Genomic DNA, 18,321 nt, shown 5'->3' with positions numbered 1-18,321 from the left:
TAGGACGGGAGTTTTCAACATGATGATGCGGATTAATAATTTGAAGCAACAATAGATATTTAAGTTATTTCTGCTTTAAAAAAGGAATTCTCCTTTTAAAAGCATTTAGATAATGAGTGTATTTATCCTTGATTTTTTTTGTAAAACCTTCCATTTTATAATAGTAGTGGTAATATTCATTTTTATACGGATGTATACAATGAATTGTCCATGGCTTAAAACCAACAAAATGAATGATTGTTGGGTCATCAATTAACTTCCCTAAGCGATGTCCTTCTGTTTGATTCCACTTCGGTGATAATGGAATCCAATTATCAAGCAATAACATATTTAGGATATCTTGATCATGTGCTAATAACTGGTTTTTATATTTATTAGCAAGATGTAAGCCTCTCTTTGTCACTTCGAGTTGACGCCAAACCGGAACGTTAATTAATAATACACCAGCATTGAAATAGGAATTAACCGTCGGAAGTTGTAATCGCTGTACATGATCAACATTCTTCTCGTCCACTGCAGCTAAACAATACTTCTGAATATCTGTTTTCCAAAGCTCCTCTATGTCTTTCTTTATTATAATATCAGTATCAAGATATAATACTTTCTGAACCTCAGTAGGCAACATTTCAGGTATTAGAAGCCGGTAATAGGTTGCAACACTAATATGACCGCTGATAAAAAACTCTTCAAATAACTTCTTATTGATCTGCACTACATGAAAAGAGTTATTGTATTTATCTGAAAGCTCTCTGATTTTATCAATCTCTGTATGACTAACGCTTTCAGTAAATAGGTATATAGCAAATTGACGGCTTTTGTTGGAATCAAACAAAGAACATAAAGTTACGCGCGCATGGATCAGGTATTCCGCATCTGACGCTAAGGCTATATTTATTGGTTTCTCCATGTATTAATGATTAAGCGTGAAATATTTTCTTTATTTGCATGGAAGCATTATACTTCCACCATAATATATCAACATTCCGCATTAGATTCTTGCGGAGATAAGACATAACTTCTGACTTTTGTTGAGAGGTAAATTGTGAATCTAATTGACGCAGCTGTGCTAGTATATTATAAACTTGTGCTTTTTTCTCTGAGTAGGGAACATGAAAGTTCTGGTATATATAGCAAATTACTTTCAGTGATTCAAAAAAATGAACAAACTGATTTGAACTGCTTCTTACAGTTTGTGTATGGCAACGGAAATAATTAAGTGGATCTGCGCAATAAGCTATATCAGCACATTGAAGCATTTTTACATACGTAAACCAATCGCCTGCTAACTTATATCTTTCACCACTTCTGCCTACACTTTCATAAATGCTCTTTCTAAATATACATGAACTTACATTAAGTATAACTGGTGAAAATCGCATGTAATTTACTACTTCATCACTCCCTTTATTTATATAATCTTGCTCCCAACGGTTAGACCAGGAAGCATAGGTATCATTATAAGTGTTTAAAATATTATTCTCTTCATCAATAAAGTAAGAGTTGGAGTAGACAATACCTACTCTTGGCTCTTCATCCAAAATACCAATGAGAGTAGCTATAAAATTTGGATCAGCTTTATCGTCACTTTCTGCTATCCATATGACTTCTCCTTTCGCTAAATCAATACCTTTGTTCCATTGTTTGAAAGTGGAACCGCTATTTTGCTCATTGAATATAATATTAGATACTTTGGGATGATTCCGGTATTTCTCAATGACGTTCCTGCTTTCATCAGTGGAACAGTCATCCAAAATAATGATTTCGAAATCTTGATAGGTTTGATAAAGAACAGTTTGAATCCTTTGTTCTAAATATCTTGCATGATTGAAATTAGGAATGATTACTGTTAGCATGCCTCACATTAAAAAACTTTTTATAAATCAATGCATATATGCGCACAATACCAGATGACAATTTATAACTTCTGGATGCCATCAAATCTTTTTTAAACTGATCAAGTTCGATTATCTTTTCTTCCCAATACTCATTAGTTTTCTTCAGAAAGTCAAACTTATATTTTTCTTCTAACTGGTTATTGATGTATCTGAATGCCTTGACAGTATTGGTATACATATGCAAAGCATCATTTGTTAATCCATTGCCATGTAACCTGTATTTTGCATGCGGTTTATCAATAAAAACAAAACGATTGGTAAGTTTGAAGATATGTAGCCACATGATCCAATCTTCTTTTGCTTTGAGATTTTCGTTAAAATGAAAATCATGCAATAGGCTCCTTTTAAATATCCCACAATGGATAGGTATTGTATACCTTTTATCCCATTCTAGAAGGATACTTTCATAGGAAAAGTTTACACCTTTTAAGTCACAGTACGAGGGTAATATTTCTTCTAAGTTTTTTGTTGTACATTGAAAATTGCTAATAACCAAATCACAACTGTTTTGATCAAAGGCTGTAATAGCTTCATCAAATTTATTTTCACCTATTACATCATCTGCATCCAGAAATTGAATATACTCTCCTTCGCTAACTTTCAAACCTGCATTTCTTGCAGAACTTAGCCCGCCATTACCTTTCTTTATATATTTTACCCGTTCATCTCCTTTGACAAGGTTTGAAGCAATTGATTCTGTTTCGTCTGTTGACCCATCATTAACAATAATGCATTCCCAGTTTAAATAAGCTTGAGCTTGTAAACTTTGAATGCATTCAGCTAAATACTTCGATTGATTATAACAAGGTACAATAACACTTATGCCAATCATACTACCCATACAAGTTTAAGCAACGCATAAAAAATAAAAATTTTGCCTTTGGAGATAAGAACTTGTGAAAATATTTATCATAGAGTGCCAAAAGCAAGTAATGAACCTTATATTTATTTTGAGAAGTGTAAAATACGGCTGTAACCCTTTTTTGATAAGAATATATTAAATCAACAAACTTTGAATGATCAAACACTGCTAACTCGCTATTCTTCTCAATTAATACTGAACATAGCCTTATAAGATTTATATATTCAGTTTTTTTAAAAACACTTCCAAATAAAAGATGCCTTAATTGCGCTGAAAACTGCAATTGGTATTTAGCAAAAAAATATTCCCAATATTCAAGAATTACTCGTTTGGTTATTTCATTTTGCTTTGAAGCCCTTACATTAGATACTTGATGATTATGAATTCTATAATTTAAAAGTACTTCTGGTAAATTAGCCATTTTAAGACCTTTCATCACAGCATTTGTCCACAAATGGTAATCTTCAGCTTCGGGATAATCAACACAATATCTTAATTCTAATCGTTGAATATCACTTTTCCTCATAAGTACAGTAGGATGGCCTAACGCATTCCCCGTTAATAGCTTGACCTTTATAGATTCATGGTCATTGGGATACTTAACTTCTTCTTTTGAATCTGAGAATAAAAACCACGTTCCCACTATTGAAACTTCAGCATATTTATCCAAGTATGCTACCTGCTTTTTCAATCGTTCTGGGAAAGAAATATCATCAGCATCCATTCTTGCTATGTACTCACCATTCGCTATTTCAATTCCCTTATTCAAAGTTTTGATCAAGCCGATGTTTTGATCATTTTCATAATACTTTATACGGGGATCAGAGCTGTATGAAATTATTATCTCCTTGGACTGATCTGTCGAGCCATCATTTATGATTACAAATTCAAAATCTGTAAATGTTTGATTCAATATACTTTCAATAGCCTCTTTTAAATGCTTTTCAGCATTATATACAGGCATAACAATAGTAACACGAGGATATTTTTTTTCCTCTTTTTCCATTCAATTAGCTTTATAACTTCAGTAGCATATTTATTTAAAAACAATTCACCCTGGCCTGCACCCAGTTTCTTATTTTTTGTAGAACAGGCAACTTCTTAGGACTACGTAATAAATCATGCCCTCCCAACTTTGATTTATCACATATTATAATTTTGGGTTCAAAGGGTATATTCCAGCCTTCTGGGTATCCGTAAGACGGGTCTAGCACCTTACATTTTCGGTCAAGTAAGTACTTATTCAAATGTGATTCATCATGCCAGATGGCAATAATATCTCTATCTAAATCCGCTTTAATCTGATGATCTAGACTTTCTATTAGCTGTAAATATTCTTTTGATCGACCACCGTTAAATCCTCCCATAAAATAATACTCGCCTTTACCTTCAGGAATATAAGCGTTAGAGGATGGATTCCTTTCATAGGTATATTCCTCATTACTTTTATTATAAAATCCTGGATGTTTTACAGCCATTAATCCTCCATCTTCGACTTCAGGCAATACCTCTACACCTACTGGCTTTTGAAAATACATATTAGCATTTAAAAAGAAAATGTAATCAAACTCAGGCAATTTGGTCTCAACTCTCATAAACATTTTGAAGCGCATCAATGTATCAAAAGGCCAACCCAGTTGCTTTTGTTCTATGATATGTATTCTATCATTCCTTTCTCTGATTTCTCCATCTGTAAAAACAAAATATTCTTTTCTGTATCCTTCAAGGAAAAACTTTTCACACCTTTCATAAAACTCTTTCCAAAATATAGTATATCTCCCTGTACATATATATAAGATTGCAACTTTCTTCATATCAATTTATGTGTATATAATTTTACTTTTAGATATTCTAGAGAGGATTAATTTACCTTTATTACTTGAAGGGATTCTATTCTATTTATTCAAATTGTTGATCTCACTTTATTTATAACTTTACAGGGATAGTAAGCCTTTCTTCCTAATATAGTAATGATAAATTTGTACATTTTTTTATAAAACGAAGGTTCTATAGTTGCATATTTGCTTGCTATATATTTTACTTCTTCAATTTTGTTTTTTGACAACAGCTCCTCTATCAAGGGAACAAAAAAGTTATTGTACTTTATTTCTTTAAAGTCTTCTGGAAGAAGATCAGGTACAAAGTTTTTTATATAAACAAAAGCCTCGGCTATGCGCATTGTAAGATGATCATTTGACATGTTTGAAGAATGCCGCCGATAATAGAATAACTGATCTTCAATCCCGAGAAAAGTAGCTCCACCTTTAGCCAATCTGATCCAATAATCCCAATCCTCACATCCATAAATGAATCGATGCTCATCCTGAAATCCAATCTTATCTATATATTCTCTCTTCACCATTACAGAAAGATTGGCTATATAGTTACTTTGATATTCCAATTTGTACATTTCCTTTGGCCCAAATTTGCCTAAGAGTGTTGGGTAAGGTGTTAATTTTGTCAAATCATCATCATTAAAAAAATACCCCCCTGTAAAAATTACATCCACATCTTTATTCTTATGAGCTGCTTCAATTTGCTTTTCTAATTTGTTACAAGCCCATAGATCATCTGAATCTAAAAATGTTATCCATTTGCCTGTTGCATTTCTTATTCCTGAATTTCTTGCATTTCCTAACTTACCATTTGGTTGCCAATGGTATTTTATACGGTTATCTTTTTGGACATACGCTAGCACAATAGCTTTAGTATCATCTTTTGAACCATCATCAACTACAATTAACTCCCAATTAGAATATGTTTGCTGAAGAACACTTTCTATACTTGCTGATATATATTTTGCTGCATTATATGCAGGCATAATTACGGATACACTACTCATAATTAACTATCGACCAGGACGATGGAACAAAATCATGTATATTAAAACTTACTACTGCTGGATTAAACCATTTATAAGGGGCCATATTGATGCCCTTTTTTTGAGAAAGCCAGGCGCCCCACCAGCTAAAGCTGCTATTTGCTACTATATGGTGTTTGCAATGTGTCATTAAGCACATATCTTTCCAAGATTCCCTTGAGTTATCTACTTCCATTATTGTATATCGACCTGAGATAAATGAAAGATTCTCTCTGCACCATCCAATATCATCAGAAAAGATAAAATAATGAGGATTACTTACAGTTGTTTCTAATGCTTCAATTGCTTTTTTGTAGTAGTTAATAGGCAATATACCATGGTAATTCAATACATGAGGTTTTAAATAATCTCCACGTCTTATGTGGATGCTCACAGGATTCGAATAAGACTGAATTTGATTTAATTGTGTAATGTTTTCAATATCTAATGAAGAAAATGCAAATTCTTGTAGTAATTGATTCCGATTATAATGGAAATACTTTTCACTCTGAAAATATCCATCTAAATAAAGGGTTGAACCTTTATTTAGGTCAAATTCTAGAATTTCATTTCCTACCTGTTTAACATACCTAAAATTGTTGCAGATTATTTTTTTTGCAGCTCTAAAATAAACTCTTTTGTTGTGAATAATCTGCTGCCAAAAAGTATTTGCAAGTCTAGCATTCAAATTTTTGAAAATTTCTAGCTCGTATCTTCTTGCTGTAAAGAATTCTGTAGAAGTATGATTCTCTAACAAAAATGACGGATCTAAAATTACCTTTTCAAATCCCTTACAGATACTTCTTGCTGTAGCATATTGAAACATCTGGTTGCCTAAGCCACCTTGTAATTTAACAATAACCATCTATTTTTTAAGTGCCCAGTTTTCCCAAACAAATTCATACTGATAGGTAACATAATGCGTCTTGCTTAGTTTTGATTGTATTGATCGCATCCTCATTTCAGCATCGGTAACAAAATCGTGAAATTGAATCTGAATATTTTCAATTTTTTTAATTAATCCTTTATCTATTAAATGGTCTAGTAAATCATACTCGCCTCCTTCTATATTGATCTTCATTAAATCTATTTTATCTATTTGATTCTCGTCTATAAAGCCTGCTGCTTCAATAATTTCAACATCTGTAGCGTTAGCTTCTGATTTGAATAAAGAAGAAGAATCATTTAATAATGACAATTTTGAAGTATTCGTGATATTGGATAGCCCAAATGAGTGAACGTATATTTTTTTATTTCTTTTAAACCGATCCTGGATATTCTTTGCATATTCTTGATAAGGTTCAAAAATGTGGATATTACACAGAAACTTTGAAAAAATATCACTGGCCCATTGCCCTTCATACCCTCCAACATCAAAAACTATTGAATTTTCGTTTAATTCATAATTCAATCTATGAGTTTTATCCCCTTTATCTTTAAACCATTTTTCAGCCCTGATTTCTTGAATAGAACGTTCTGGTACCGAAGAAATTATTGAATTTGATAAATGATTACTATCATCATAAAGGATCCTTGCAATCTTTATCAGGACTTTGCTTATTAACTTTAACATAAGTTATCTATTTATGAACTCTAATGATGTCGTCTTTAACACTAAACTTAAGTGATGAATCTTTTTGCTTAATATAATTCCTTAAAAATTCTATTGTAGGATAATCATCATTTCCAGTAAAGCATCGGGCATCATCAATTAAAATGATATGGTTATCAACTTTATGATTGAATATATGGTCGAGTTCTTTGATTATTGGCGTATTTAATTCCCCTTTTGCAGTTATCCCTTCAGAATAATGTCCATCAAGCCAAAATAAACATGGTTCAGAAATATTTTCAATTATATTCTGTATAGCATCTCCGCTATCACCTTGATAAATTTGAATGTGCTTCTCCTTTGAAAACTTTTCCTTGGCTCTTGCATAAAGCTTATGATCCAATTCTATGGAAATAATCTTTTTGAAAAAATCCTTGAAATAATCTACTGTTTCACCTAAATATGTGCCTGTTTCCACCAGTATTTTTATTTGATGCTCCTTTGCATACTCTTTAATTTCTAATCTCTTAAATATTTGAGGTGGTGGCGCTGGTCTTCCATTTTTTTCCCATGTTTCAATAGCTATTTTGTCTTCTTTAAACTGTTTTGCTTTTGTTACATAATTACTCCACTTTCTATAAATAATTGATTGCTTAACTACTTCTTTAATCATGAATTAGATTTTTATATTTGATGCTATTTTGTTTTACAAATATTTGTTTCATCTATGAAAGTCTGTTTGCTTATAAAAGATCCAATTGGATACTTTTCAACTGGCAATTGAAATTTTTCTTTTTCAATATTTCTGTATTTTATAATTCTAGCTGGATTTCCTGCAACTATTGCTCTTTCTGGAACATTTGAAACAACAACACTTCCTGCACCAATAACTGAAAAATCTCCAATAGTTACACCTGGAGATATTATAGCGCCTACTCCAATCCACACATGCTTTCCGATTTTAATTGGCTTATCTATTCTTTCAATCCACATTGGATGATTATTATAATCATGGGTAGAAGTATGAATTACAACGTTTATTGATATCATTGAATGGTCTCCAATAGATATTTGAGCATTTGCAAATAAAATAACGTTACCCCCAAAACTGACACTATCACCAATTGAAATTAAACTTTGATCCCCAATGATTTTTACACCTTTATAATTACTATCATCTACAACTTCTTCATGCCTAATTGTTACCGATTTTAACAATAAGCCCCTGAGTATTGATCTTATTCGTTCTACTATTCTAAAAAAAATCATATTGATTTTGTCAAGTTCAAAATTTCAATGTCCATTGGATTTAATATTAACCCTACACCAGTTGTTCTTACTATACTTTTATCAAGAGTTGAATCAGGAACATCTGAAATTGTTATAGCTGCTACATTTTCTATATACTGAAAAGCTCTTTCATAAGAAGATAATCCTAATGCTAGTTGATATGTTCCGGCAGCTAATAATAATTGGTCTTCTTTAAACAAAGCTTCATATTCACCTGCATCCAAATCCATTTCTTTACTCCAAGTTGTTCTTAAGTTTACATCCATTGTATTAACAATACCTAAAGCGATAATAAAGTGTTCTACTTTTTTATTAAGTTTGAATTGCACTCTAATCTGCCAAGCCTTTCCAACAGGTATTTCATTAATTAAATTACCATTAATATCTTCTACTTTTAAGCAATAAGCGAATCCCAAGTTTTCAGGAGTAAAGTCTGGTTTTGGAATTTCATATATTGAACGAATTGCATCACTACTCTCTAAATATTTAGATATCACATGGTCTATCTCACCTGTTAAATGTATTTGTCCATTTCTAAAAAATATCCCCCTATTACATAATTTTTGAACTGCTGCCATATTATGACTCACAAACAAAACTGTTCTTCCGTCATTTTTGCTAACATCTCTCATTCTGCCAAGGCATTTCCTTTGAAACTCTGCATCACCTACTGCCAAAACTTCATCTACAATCAAAATCTCCGGTTCTAAGAAAGCTGCTACTGCAAATGCCAAACGTACATACATACCCGAAGAATATCTTTTTACAGGTGTATCAATATATCGTTCTACACCAGCAAAATCTACTATTTCATCAAACTTGCTATTGATTTCTTTCCTTGACATGCCAAGAATGGCTCCATTCAGGAATACGTTTTCCCTACCGGTAAGATCAGGATGAAAACCCGTACCTACTTCCAATAATGAGGCGATTCGACCTTTCACTTTTATGTTCCCAGTGCTAGGCGCTGTAACTTTCGATAAAAGTTTTAATAGCGTACTTTTTCCAGCTCCATTACGACCAATTATACCCAAGACCTCGCCTTGCTTTACTTCAAAGCTTACATCTTTTAAAGCCCAAACAAAATCACTTGCACCTTTTGTGGTACGGTCATTAGCCTCTCCAATTTTAGCAAATGGATCCTCTTTGCCTCTATTTATGGCCCACCAACGTTTTAAATCCTGGCTTAAAGTTCCGGTTCCGACTTCTCCTAAACGGTACAGCTTACCTAAGTTTTCTACTTTTATAGCAATATCACTCATGTTGAGGTGAAATGTTTAGCGCTTTGTTTAAATTTATTTGTTGTGATGGTTAATTGAGAAGCAAGCATTTAATCTAAACGATTAAACACTATAAGGCTCAACTTTTATACCGTATCCATAAAGCTTTTCTCTACTTTATTAAAAGTAATAATCCCAAAGAAGAGAATTAAGCTTGTAATACCTATGCTATAACAAAGAAGCCCCCAGCTTAAGTTACCAGAGCCTAAAAATGCATAACGGAATGTTTCCACAATAGGACTTACAGGATTAGCCAGAATGAACAATTTATATTTTTGAGGTAGCGCAGAAAGAGGATAAATAACGGGAGTTGCATACATTAACAGTTGTATACCAAACTGTAACAACATTGTCAAATCTCGATACTTTGTTGTCATGGAACTGAAGATCATACCTACGCCAAGTGATAGCAGCCCCATAAGTACCAGCAAAACAGGAGTTAGTACAATTGCCCAGTTGGGCTGAATTGCAGAACCTTTAATAATATAATATAGCCAAACGCAAAGGAAGAGTACGAATTGTATAGAAAATCGAACTAAATTAGAAATGATCAAAGAAAGTGGTAAAGTCAGCCTTGGAAAATACACCTTACCAAAAATATTTGCATTAGCCGTAAAAATGGTAGACGTAGCCGTTAGTGTCTGTGAAAAATAATTCCAAATAGTTATACCCGACAAGTAAAAAACCATCATCGGCATTCCATCTGTAGATATTTTCGCTACTCGCCCAAAGATGATCACAAAAGTAATTGAAGTAAGGAGCGGCTGAATGAAAAACCAAAGTGGGCCAAGTATAGTTTGCTTATAAGTAGCAATAAAGTCTCGGCGTACAAACATCGCTATAAGATCGCGGTATCGCCATACTTCTTTCAATCGTAAATCCAGTAAACGGGTACGTGGCTCAATCGTCTCTGTCCAATGTTCTTCCTTTTGTTTTTCTTCTAATACATATGGCGCTTCTACTAGTTCAGCGGTATTCATCAACGTATAAAAGGTTAATTTTTAGATTAGGTTTTGTTTAGGAATTTCTTATTTTATCTTTCAATAAACTCGCAATGGCTCAATAACGCCAATAATTAACTATTTACAATATCGTGTTTATCAAATTTTTCTTGATACACACTTTCAATTCCTTCTTTGAGTGTGATGGAAGCTGACCAACCAAGACTTTTAAGTTTGGAAACATCCATGAGTTTTCTGGGAGTGCCATCAGGTTTAGTAGCGTCAAATATCACATCGCCTTCAAAGCCCACGATGCCTTTAATAAGGTAAGCGAGTTCTTTGATGCTAATATCCTCACCTACTCCTATGTTCACAAGACCCGACTCATTATAAGTTTGCATCAAGTATATACATGCATCTGCCAAATCATCTGCATGCAAAAATTCTCTTTTGGGTGTACCACTACCCCAAACAACCACTTCCCCATCTCCTCTTTCTTTGGCATCATGAAACTTTCTTAGAAGTGCCGGTAGTACATGAGAATTGTTAAGGTCATAATTATCATTAGGACCATACAGGTTGGTAGGCATTACTGAAATAAAATTGCAGCCATACTGATCCCGGTAAGCATCACACATTTTAATTCCTGCTATCTTGGCTATGGCATAGGGCTCATTCGTGTTCTCCAAAGGTCCTGTGAGCAGGTACTCTTCCTTGAGTGGCTGGGGTGCCAGCTTAGGGTAAATACAGGAAGAACCCAGGAACATTAATTTCTTGACTTCATGTACATATGCCTGGTGAATGATGTTGCTCTCAATCATCAGGTTATCATACAAGAACTCAGCCCGGTAGGTATTGTTAGCCACAATACCACCCACCTTGGCGGCCGCCAGGTATACGTATTCCGGCTTCTCTTCTGCAAAAAATTGGGCTACTGCTTCCTGGTTCCTGAGGTCTAACTCTTTGGAAGTACGCAGTACAAAATTGTTAAAGCCTTCTGCTTCCAATTTTCTCAAGAGGGCACTGCCCACCATACCTCTGTGTCCTGCTATATAGATTTTACTATTCTTGTCCATTGAATACTTTTAAAACAATCCTATGAATCCTACATATTCGCGATCTTATTCATATTGCCTGGCTACCTGGAAACCATTATTGATCAGCAACTGCTCTCTTTTGAAAGCACTGAGGTCTGCAGCCACCATTTCAGTGATCATTTCCTTTAGGGTATACTTAGGTTTCCAGCCCAGCTTCTGTTGTGCCTTAGAGGGATCTCCAATGAGCAGGTCTACTTCTGTTGGACGGAAATACCGGGGATCTATTTTCACCACCTCTTGTCCTACAGCAAAGTGGTATTCATCCGTGCAGGAGGCCACAATTCCTACTTCGTTAACCCCTTCACCACTGAACGCCACTTGTACACCTACTTCCTCAAAAGCCATTTTGATAAACTCTCTTACAGGAGTAGTAATGCCGGTAGCAATGACGTAGTCTTCTGGTTTGTCCTGTTGCAGGATCAGCCACATGGCTTCTACATAATCTTTGGCATGCCCCCAGTCTCTTTTGGCATCTATATTTCCCATGTAAAGCTTATCAGTAAGCCCCAGTGCGATTTGGGCTACACCGCGAGTGATCTTTCGGGTCACAAAGGTTTCACCTCTTAAGGGACTTTCATGGTTAAAGAGAATCCCATTGCAGGCAAACATGTTGTAAGCTTCCCGGTAGTTTACAGTGATCCAGTAGGCATACATCTTGGCTACTGCGTATGGAGAGCGAGGATAAAAAGGAGTGGTCTCTTTTTGAGGGATTTCCTGAACAAGTCCATAGAGCTCAGAGGTAGAGGCCTGGTAGATCCTGGTCTTTTGCTCCAATCCAAGAATACGGATAGCTTCCAGTAGCCTTAAGGTGCCGATGCCATCTGCATTGGCGGTGTACTCTGGAGTATCGAAGCTCACCTTTACATGAGACATGGCTCCTAGGTTATAGATCTCATCTGGTTGTACTTCCTGGATGATGCGGATCAGGTTGGTAGAGTCGGTCAGATCACCATAATGGAGTTTAAAGCGCACGTTACGCTCATGGGGATCTTGATACAAATGGTCAATACGATCAGTATTAAAAAGAGAGGATCTTCTTTTGATGCCATGAACCTCATATCCTTTTTCTAACAGGAGTTCAGATAAGTAGGCTCCATCCTGGCCGGTCACACCGGTAATCAATGCTACTTTAGACATTTAATGAATTGAGATTTTAATTAATTGTTGGTTTAAGGGTTTTATATTGTCTTGCTACTTCTTTCAGGTATTTTCCATAACCACTTTTAATCAGGGCATCGGCTTGTTGCAATAATTGTTCCTTATTGATGAAGCCCATTCGATATGCGATTTCTTCAATACAACCGATCTTGGTACCCTGACGTTTTTCAATCACTCTTACAAATTCAGTGGCATCACTCAGGGAATCGAATGTACCTGTGTCCAGCCAGGCAGTGCCCCTGTCCAGGATCGCTACTTTCAATTGACTACGCTTCAGGTATTCCTTGTTGACATCCGTGATCTCGTATTCACCGCGGGCTGAAGGTTGCAGGTTTTTCGCGATCTCTACCACATCATTGTCATAGAAATATAAACCAGGTACTGCATAGTGTGATTTTGGTTTGGCTGGCTTTTCTTCTATAGAGATTACTTTATTGTTTTCATCAAACTCCACTACTCCATAACGCTCAGGATCTGACACTTCATAGGCAAATACATAACCACCCTCAATGTCATTCAGAGATTGTAATTGACGGCCTAAACCAGTCCCATAAAAGATATTATCACCTAATACCAATGCTACTTTATCATCACCTATGAAGTCCGCTCCTATTACAAATGCCTGCGCCAGGCCATTAGGTACTTCCTGTATGGCATATTCAAACCGGCATCCTACCTGGCTACCATCACCTAACAAGCGCTTGAATTGAGGATTGTCTTCGGGTGTAGTAATGATAAGGATCTCTTTGATGCCTGCCATCATGAGAATAGACAAAGGATAATAGATCATCGGCTTGTCGTAGATAGGCATCAATTGCTTGGAGATGGCCTTGGTAATGGGATACAGGCGTGTGCCTGATCCACCGGCGAGAATAATTCCTTTCATAAGAAGTATTTTGGTTTGTGAACTGTTATTCTGCGTATTGCTTTTGGTAGTACTGCTGGTATTCACCACTGGTCACGTTCTTCAACCACTCAGTGTTTTCAAAATACCAGTCTATGGTTTGACTGAGTCCTTCTTCAAAAGTTACACTTGGCTTCCAGCCTAGTTCTTTGTTGATCTTTGTGGCATCGATAGCATACCTTCTGTCATGACCAGGACGGTCCTTCACATAAGTGATCAACTGCTCGCTGGTGCCAGGAGCATTGCCTAACTTTTCATCCATCAATTTGCAAAGAAGCTTCACCAAGTCAATATTCTTCCATTCGTTAAATCCACCGATGTTATAGGTTTCACCCTCCACTCCTTTGTGAAACACAAGATCAATAGCCACCGCATGATCTTTTACAAACAGCCAGTCGCGGGTGTATAAGCCATCTCCATAAACCGGCAGAGGCTTTTTATTGATAATATTATTGATGAAGAGGGGAATCAACTTTTCTGGGAAATGATTGGGACCGTAATTATTGGAACAATTCGTCACAACTATGGGTAAATGGTAGGTTTCACCATAAGCTCTTACAAAATGATCAGAAGAAGCCTTGGAGGCAGAATAAGGAGAATTCGGATCATAGGGTGTTTCCTCCGTAAAGAATCCAGTATCCCCTAATGCTCCATAAACTTCGTCTGTGGATACATGATAGAACCGTTTGCCTTCGTAAGCGCCGGCCCAGTGTTTCTTTGCGGCATTCAGCAAGTTTACCGTACCAACAACATTCGTAAATACAAAATCAAGTGGAGATAAAATAGAGCGGTCTACGTGTGATTCTGCTGCCAGGTGGATCACGCCATCAGGTTGATAAGTTGTGAATACGCGATCCAGCTCTTCCACATCCAGGATGTTTACTTTCTCAAAGATGTAATTAGAATGATCCTCAATATCCTTGAGGTTTTCTAAATTACCTGCATAAGTCAATGTATCAAGATTGATGATCTTGTAGTCGGAATATTTATTCACAAACAACCGAACTACATGCGAGCCTATAAACCCAGCTCCGCCTGTTATGATGATCGTTTTCATCTTTATTTAAAATAATTAATTTATGAATAAGCAAAATGATGCTGCATTCTATACCACTCAAACGTTTGTTTCAGTCCTTCTTTTACACTGATTGCTGGATCATACCCTAACAATGTCTTCGCTTTTGATATATCTGCCAGGCTGTGCTTCACATCGCCCTTCCGCTCTGGTCCATATACAGGCACCAGGTCACTGCCCGCGATTTCTTTGATGCCTTCGAATAATTCATTTAATGAAGTTCTTTCTCCAAATGCAATATTATACACCTGGTTCAAGGCCTCTGGGTTATTGCTAAATAATGCCTTTACATTTGCCTGTACCGCATTGGCCACAAAGGTAAAATCCCGGCTGTGATCGCCATCTCCATTAATGGTTGGTGGCGTATTATTCAATACGGCCTTCACAAAAAGTGGAATGACCGCAGCATAAGGACCTGCAGGATTTTGCCTGGGTCCAAATACGTTGAAATACCTAAGCCCGATCAGTTGGAGTCCATATACTCGTGCATAAACCTGCGCATACAATTCATTTACATACTTTGTCACGGCATAAGGTGAAAGCGGTTTTCCAATCACATCTTCAACTTTAGGCAGCCCAGGATGATCACCGTAAGTGGAAGAACTGGCAGCATATACTACCCTTTTGACACCCTTCTCCTTAGCAGCAGTGAAAATATTCAACGTACCTGTTACATTCACCTCGTTTGAGGTCAATGGATCATTAATGGATCGGGGCACTGAACCTAGGGCCGCCTGGTGGGAAATGGCATCAATATCTTCGCAAGCTGCCAGGCAGGTCTCATAATCCCTGATATCTCCCTGCATGAATTCAAATTTGGGATTGCCTTCAAATTCCTGCAAATTCTTTAAAGAACCAGTGGCCAAATTATCCAATACCCTTACAAAGGAAACTTCTTCCAATCCTAATAGATATTCTACCAAATTGGAGCCAATAAACCCTGCTCCACCTGTTACTAATATGCGCATTATACTTTAACCTTTTTATTGTTTTTATGTTTCCACCTTTTGGTATCTGCCCATCCAAACCAGCGCTTCATAAAGGTGGATGCCGGAGCCTCATCGTCGAAATAACCATTACCATTTCCATTACCATAAACACTGCCATAGCCATAACCATACCGTCCATAACCAGAATATCCATAACCCGTTCTCACTTTTACATCATTCAATACAATAGAAACCTTGGGTAACTTTCTTTCCCGGGCCAGCTCATCAATTAGACCTAACTGGTTTTTCTGTGTATAACGTTGACGCACCAGGTAAAGGGTGGCATCCGCAAATTCGCTCAAAGTGAGCGCGTCACTTACCATTCCTACTGGTGCTGTATCGATCACAATCACGTCAAAGTTTTGTTTCAGGTAAAGGAACAGTTCTTTAATCCTTGTATCCAGCAACAATTCAGAAGGGTTGGGAGGAACTGGCCCACAGGGCAATACATACAGATTGTCGTGCCCAGACACTTCTATCGGCAATTCATCCAATGAAACTTTCCCCAGGAGGTAATTGGTCAGACCAGGCTTTTTGGGCATGCCTAGGCCAGATAAAATCTTAGGTTTCCGAATATCAAATTCAAGAATGATTGTTTTTTTATTAGCCAGCGATATAACAGCTCCCAAATTGGTACTGATAAAGGATTTACCCTCACCGCTGTAGGAAGAAGTGACCAGCAAAACAGGCTTAGGCATATTTGCCAGAACATACTGGAGGTTAGATCGCATAATACGAAACTGTTCAGCCACCATGCTTCGGTTGTTGGCCTTAACGGCTAATGTATCTCCTCCCAGTGAATGACCAATCTCAGCTATAATAGGAACAGATGTTACTTTTTCAACATCATAACGAGAGCTCACTTTGTCATTTAAAATTTCCGATACAAAAATGATTAAAGCAGGAATAGCCAGACCAATAATAATTGCAATCAGGTAAATGTTTTTCCGGTTAGGACTAACCGGAGTTTTGTTTGGAAAAGCTTCTTCAACAACCTTGATATTAGAAATAGTAGCAGCTAATGACATGGCAATATCTTCCCTTTTTTCCAATAAAAAGTTGTAAATGCCCTGCTTCATCTGTTGCTGCTTTTTGATTTCAAGCAGGTTTTGCTCCTTCAAAGGCAAGCTCTCCATTTTTGAACGCGTTTCGGTTGTATTTCGCTCCAGCCTGGTAATAGCAGCCGTATGGAATTTCTTTATATTATCCAGGCTTTCCAGTATGTTAATCCTCAAGCGCTCAATTTGGTCTTCTTTCTGTTTCACCCGGGAATTGGTAACGGGAATGTTAGCATCTATTAAGGCTTTGCGATCCAACTGTGCTACATTATAAGCTGAGATCATGGTACCTAAAGTAGCATCAGATAGGCCTAATGAAGACGGCACCAGTTCGTAAGCATGATTCTGGTCCCGTAGGTAGGTATCGATCATTTCAGCTACATTGATTTGCACCCTTTGATCCATAATTTGCTGATCATTACCTTCAATACGAGAAAAAAGACTAGCTGATAATGATTCCGAGTTAATTAGATTATTCGCCTCTTGGTAGCGTAGCAAACTATAATTAACACTATCTAACTCTTTTGAAATCACTTTTAGCCTGCCATCAATAAAATCTATGGTTTGGCGCTTGGTTTCATTTTTATCGTTAAGAGTGGCGATTTTATATTCTAGCATCAGCCGATTGATAACATCCGCAGCAAGCCTAGGGTGAGTGGACTCCAATGAAATATTCATAATACCGGTTGGCCCTTTTGGATAAACTTCCACTCTGGAAGCTAGATCACCTGCTACAGAACGAGTTGGCTGCCAGTCAATGGTATAGCGGTCAATCAATCTATCATTATTTTTTACAAAACGAAAAGAGCCATAGTTATTAGTGAATAATTGTCCAAAGGCAACCGTTTTTTCGCCGTTAACGCGCAATTGCTGATCATTCAATACCTCAACCTGTAAATGGAAAGCCGAAGAAGAATCATTGATTTTGTAAGCTACTAGTTTAAAAGGTTCATTATTGTATAGGTGCAATTGACTGATTTTACCAATAGCATGATAGGTAAAATTAAGGTTCAAACCTTTTACCACCTCTTCCATCAATTGGCGCGACCTTAGAAGCTCTATCTCATTCTGAAGATTAAGTGAATTATCCAACACAAAAAGCTGGGAAAATTTATCACCAGAACCACCCGCAGAACCATTATCACCTTTAATGATTAGGGCACCGGAAGAAGAGTATACCGGCGTTGCATAACGCAAATAAACATATGCACCCATAAAGGCTAATGCCACGGAAAGAAAAACCAGCGGAAGGAAACGGATATACTTAAAGAAAATATCTTTAACGGTCAGGTTCGCCGCTTCGGTAGTTTTCGATTGAAATTGTCCCTCCATTGAGGTGGATTGAAAAATAAAGGTGAAT

The 18,321-nt window shown here is 36.4% G+C and carries 18 protein-coding genes; all 18 read right to left on the bottom strand.

All coding sequences use genetic code 11. The features are described from left to right. Positions 1–64: 64 nt before the first annotated feature. A complete protein-coding gene (locus OCK74_RS19385; RefSeq protein WP_279298736.1) occupies positions 65–907 on the bottom strand; it encodes a glycosyltransferase family 8 protein in 843 nt (280 codons plus the stop codon). A gap of 10 nt (positions 908–917) precedes the next feature. Continuing rightward, a complete protein-coding gene (locus OCK74_RS19380) occupies positions 918–1,853 on the bottom strand; it encodes a glycosyltransferase family 2 protein (RefSeq protein ID WP_279298735.1) in 936 nt (311 codons plus the stop codon). Next, complete coding sequence (locus tag OCK74_RS19375) at positions 1,831–2,736, bottom strand: glycosyltransferase family 2 protein (RefSeq protein ID WP_279298734.1); 906 nt, start codon at positions 2,734–2,736, stop codon at positions 1,831–1,833. The genes OCK74_RS19380 and OCK74_RS19375 overlap by 23 nt, the downstream gene beginning before the upstream one ends. Then, on the bottom strand, positions 2,729–3,763 hold the full coding sequence (locus OCK74_RS19370; protein WP_279298733.1) for a glycosyltransferase family 2 protein: 1,035 nt from the start codon (positions 3,761–3,763) through the stop codon (positions 2,729–2,731). Before OCK74_RS19370 ends, OCK74_RS19375 begins: the two co-directional genes overlap by 8 nt. Positions 3,764–3,797: 34 nt before the next feature. After that, positions 3,798–4,571 carry a family 6 glucosyltransferase gene (locus OCK74_RS19365; RefSeq protein ID WP_279298732.1) on the bottom strand — a complete coding sequence of 258 codons (774 nt, stop codon included), beginning with the start codon at positions 4,569–4,571 and terminating at the stop codon, positions 3,798–3,800. 89 nt (positions 4,572–4,660) lie between these two features. Next, positions 4,661–5,599 (bottom strand): glycosyltransferase family 2 protein, encoded by a 939-nt coding sequence (locus OCK74_RS19360; protein WP_279298731.1) that lies wholly within the window; start codon positions 5,597–5,599, stop codon positions 4,661–4,663. Further along, on the bottom strand, positions 5,592–6,482 hold the full coding sequence (locus tag OCK74_RS19355; protein WP_279298730.1) for an alpha-1,2-fucosyltransferase: 891 nt from the start codon (positions 6,480–6,482) through the stop codon (positions 5,592–5,594). The genes OCK74_RS19360 and OCK74_RS19355 overlap by 8 nt, the downstream gene beginning before the upstream one ends. Continuing rightward, a complete protein-coding gene (locus tag OCK74_RS19350; RefSeq protein WP_279298729.1) occupies positions 6,483–7,190 on the bottom strand; it encodes an FkbM family methyltransferase in 708 nt (235 codons plus the stop codon). A gap of 7 nt (positions 7,191–7,197) precedes the next feature. Then, positions 7,198–7,842 (bottom strand): class I SAM-dependent methyltransferase, encoded by a 645-nt coding sequence (locus OCK74_RS19345; RefSeq protein ID WP_279298728.1) that lies wholly within the window; start codon positions 7,840–7,842, stop codon positions 7,198–7,200. A gap of 23 nt (positions 7,843–7,865) precedes the next feature. Beyond that, a complete protein-coding gene (locus OCK74_RS19340) occupies positions 7,866–8,438 on the bottom strand; it encodes an acyltransferase (RefSeq protein WP_279298727.1) in 573 nt (190 codons plus the stop codon). Further along, entirely contained in the window at positions 8,435–9,721 is a 1,287-nt protein-coding gene (locus tag OCK74_RS19335) for an ABC transporter ATP-binding protein (protein ID WP_279298726.1), read from the bottom strand. The genes OCK74_RS19340 and OCK74_RS19335 overlap by 4 nt, the downstream gene beginning before the upstream one ends. Before the next feature lie 104 nt (positions 9,722–9,825). Continuing rightward, positions 9,826–10,719 carry an ABC transporter permease gene (locus OCK74_RS19330; RefSeq protein ID WP_279298725.1) on the bottom strand — a complete coding sequence of 298 codons (894 nt, stop codon included), beginning with the start codon at positions 10,717–10,719 and terminating at the stop codon, positions 9,826–9,828. 95 nt (positions 10,720–10,814) lie between these two features. Beyond that, entirely contained in the window at positions 10,815–11,756 is a 942-nt protein-coding gene (fcl, locus tag OCK74_RS19325) for a GDP-L-fucose synthase (RefSeq protein WP_279298724.1), read from the bottom strand. Between the two features lie 45 nt (positions 11,757–11,801). Continuing rightward, a complete protein-coding gene (gene gmd / locus OCK74_RS19320; protein ID WP_279298723.1) occupies positions 11,802–12,914 on the bottom strand; it encodes a GDP-mannose 4,6-dehydratase in 1,113 nt (370 codons plus the stop codon). A 16-nt stretch (positions 12,915–12,930) separates the two neighbouring features. After that, positions 12,931–13,821, bottom strand: a complete 891-nt coding sequence (rfbA, locus tag OCK74_RS19315; RefSeq protein WP_279298722.1) for a glucose-1-phosphate thymidylyltransferase RfbA — start codon at positions 13,819–13,821, stop codon at positions 12,931–12,933. Positions 13,822–13,846: 25 nt separating this feature from the next. Next, a complete protein-coding gene (gene rfbB / locus OCK74_RS19310; protein WP_279298721.1) occupies positions 13,847–14,896 on the bottom strand; it encodes a dTDP-glucose 4,6-dehydratase in 1,050 nt (349 codons plus the stop codon). Positions 14,897–14,916: 20 nt separating this feature from the next. After that, positions 14,917–15,882, bottom strand: a complete 966-nt coding sequence (locus tag OCK74_RS19305) for an SDR family oxidoreductase (RefSeq protein WP_279298720.1) — start codon at positions 15,880–15,882, stop codon at positions 14,917–14,919. Next, positions 15,882–18,293: a GumC family protein gene (locus OCK74_RS19300; RefSeq protein WP_279298719.1), complete on the bottom strand. Its 2,412-nt coding sequence runs from the start codon at positions 18,291–18,293 to the stop codon at positions 15,882–15,884. Before OCK74_RS19300 ends, OCK74_RS19305 begins: the two co-directional genes overlap by 1 nt. Positions 18,294–18,321: the final 28 nt, after the last annotated feature.

The sequence above is a fragment of the Paraflavisolibacter caeni genome (assembly GCF_025628885.1).
Lineage (GTDB): Bacteria > Bacteroidota > Bacteroidia > Chitinophagales > Chitinophagaceae > Flavisolibacter > Flavisolibacter caeni.
Note: the sequence above shows the minus strand (reverse complement) of the source record. Positions and strands in the feature narration are given on the sequence as shown.

What these genes read in the sequence shown, in the direction of transcription:
- OCK74_RS19385 (WP_279298736.1), bottom strand. Translation starts at nt 907, where the DNA reads ATGGAGAAACCAATAAATATAGCCTTAGCGTCAGATGCGGAATACCTG.
- OCK74_RS19380 (WP_279298735.1), bottom strand. Translation starts at nt 1,853, where the DNA reads ATGCTAACAGTAATCATTCCTAATTTCAATCATGCAAGATATTTAGAA.
- OCK74_RS19375 (WP_279298734.1), bottom strand. Translation starts at nt 2,736, where the DNA reads ATGGGTAGTATGATTGGCATAAGTGTTATTGTACCTTGTTATAATCAA.
- OCK74_RS19370 (WP_279298733.1), bottom strand. Translation starts at nt 3,763, where the DNA reads ATGGAAAAAGAGGAAAAAAAATATCCTCGTGTTACTATTGTTATGCCT.
- OCK74_RS19365 (WP_279298732.1), bottom strand. Translation starts at nt 4,571, where the DNA reads ATGAAGAAAGTTGCAATCTTATATATATGTACAGGGAGATATACTATA.
- OCK74_RS19360 (WP_279298731.1), bottom strand. Translation starts at nt 5,599, where the DNA reads ATGAGTAGTGTATCCGTAATTATGCCTGCATATAATGCAGCAAAATAT.
- OCK74_RS19355 (WP_279298730.1), bottom strand. Translation starts at nt 6,482, where the DNA reads ATGGTTATTGTTAAATTACAAGGTGGCTTAGGCAACCAGATGTTTCAA.
- OCK74_RS19350 (WP_279298729.1), bottom strand. Translation starts at nt 7,190, where the DNA reads ATGTTAAAGTTAATAAGCAAAGTCCTGATAAAGATTGCAAGGATCCTT.
- OCK74_RS19345 (WP_279298728.1), bottom strand. Translation starts at nt 7,842, where the DNA reads ATGATTAAAGAAGTAGTTAAGCAATCAATTATTTATAGAAAGTGGAGT.
- OCK74_RS19340 (WP_279298727.1), bottom strand. Translation starts at nt 8,438, where the DNA reads ATGATTTTTTTTAGAATAGTAGAACGAATAAGATCAATACTCAGGGGC.
- OCK74_RS19335 (WP_279298726.1), bottom strand. Translation starts at nt 9,721, where the DNA reads ATGAGTGATATTGCTATAAAAGTAGAAAACTTAGGTAAGCTGTACCGT.
- OCK74_RS19330 (WP_279298725.1), bottom strand. Translation starts at nt 10,719, where the DNA reads ATGAATACCGCTGAACTAGTAGAAGCGCCATATGTATTAGAAGAAAAA.
- fcl (WP_279298724.1), bottom strand. Translation starts at nt 11,756, where the DNA reads ATGGACAAGAATAGTAAAATCTATATAGCAGGACACAGAGGTATGGTG.
- gmd (WP_279298723.1), bottom strand. Translation starts at nt 12,914, where the DNA reads ATGTCTAAAGTAGCATTGATTACCGGTGTGACCGGCCAGGATGGAGCC.
- rfbA (WP_279298722.1), bottom strand. Translation starts at nt 13,821, where the DNA reads ATGAAAGGAATTATTCTCGCCGGTGGATCAGGCACACGCCTGTATCCC.
- rfbB (WP_279298721.1), bottom strand. Translation starts at nt 14,896, where the DNA reads ATGAAAACGATCATCATAACAGGCGGAGCTGGGTTTATAGGCTCGCAT.
- OCK74_RS19305 (WP_279298720.1), bottom strand. Translation starts at nt 15,882, where the DNA reads ATGCGCATATTAGTAACAGGTGGAGCAGGGTTTATTGGCTCCAATTTG.
- OCK74_RS19300 (WP_279298719.1), bottom strand. Translation starts at nt 18,293, where the DNA reads ATGGAGGGACAATTTCAATCGAAAACTACCGAAGCGGCGAACCTGACC.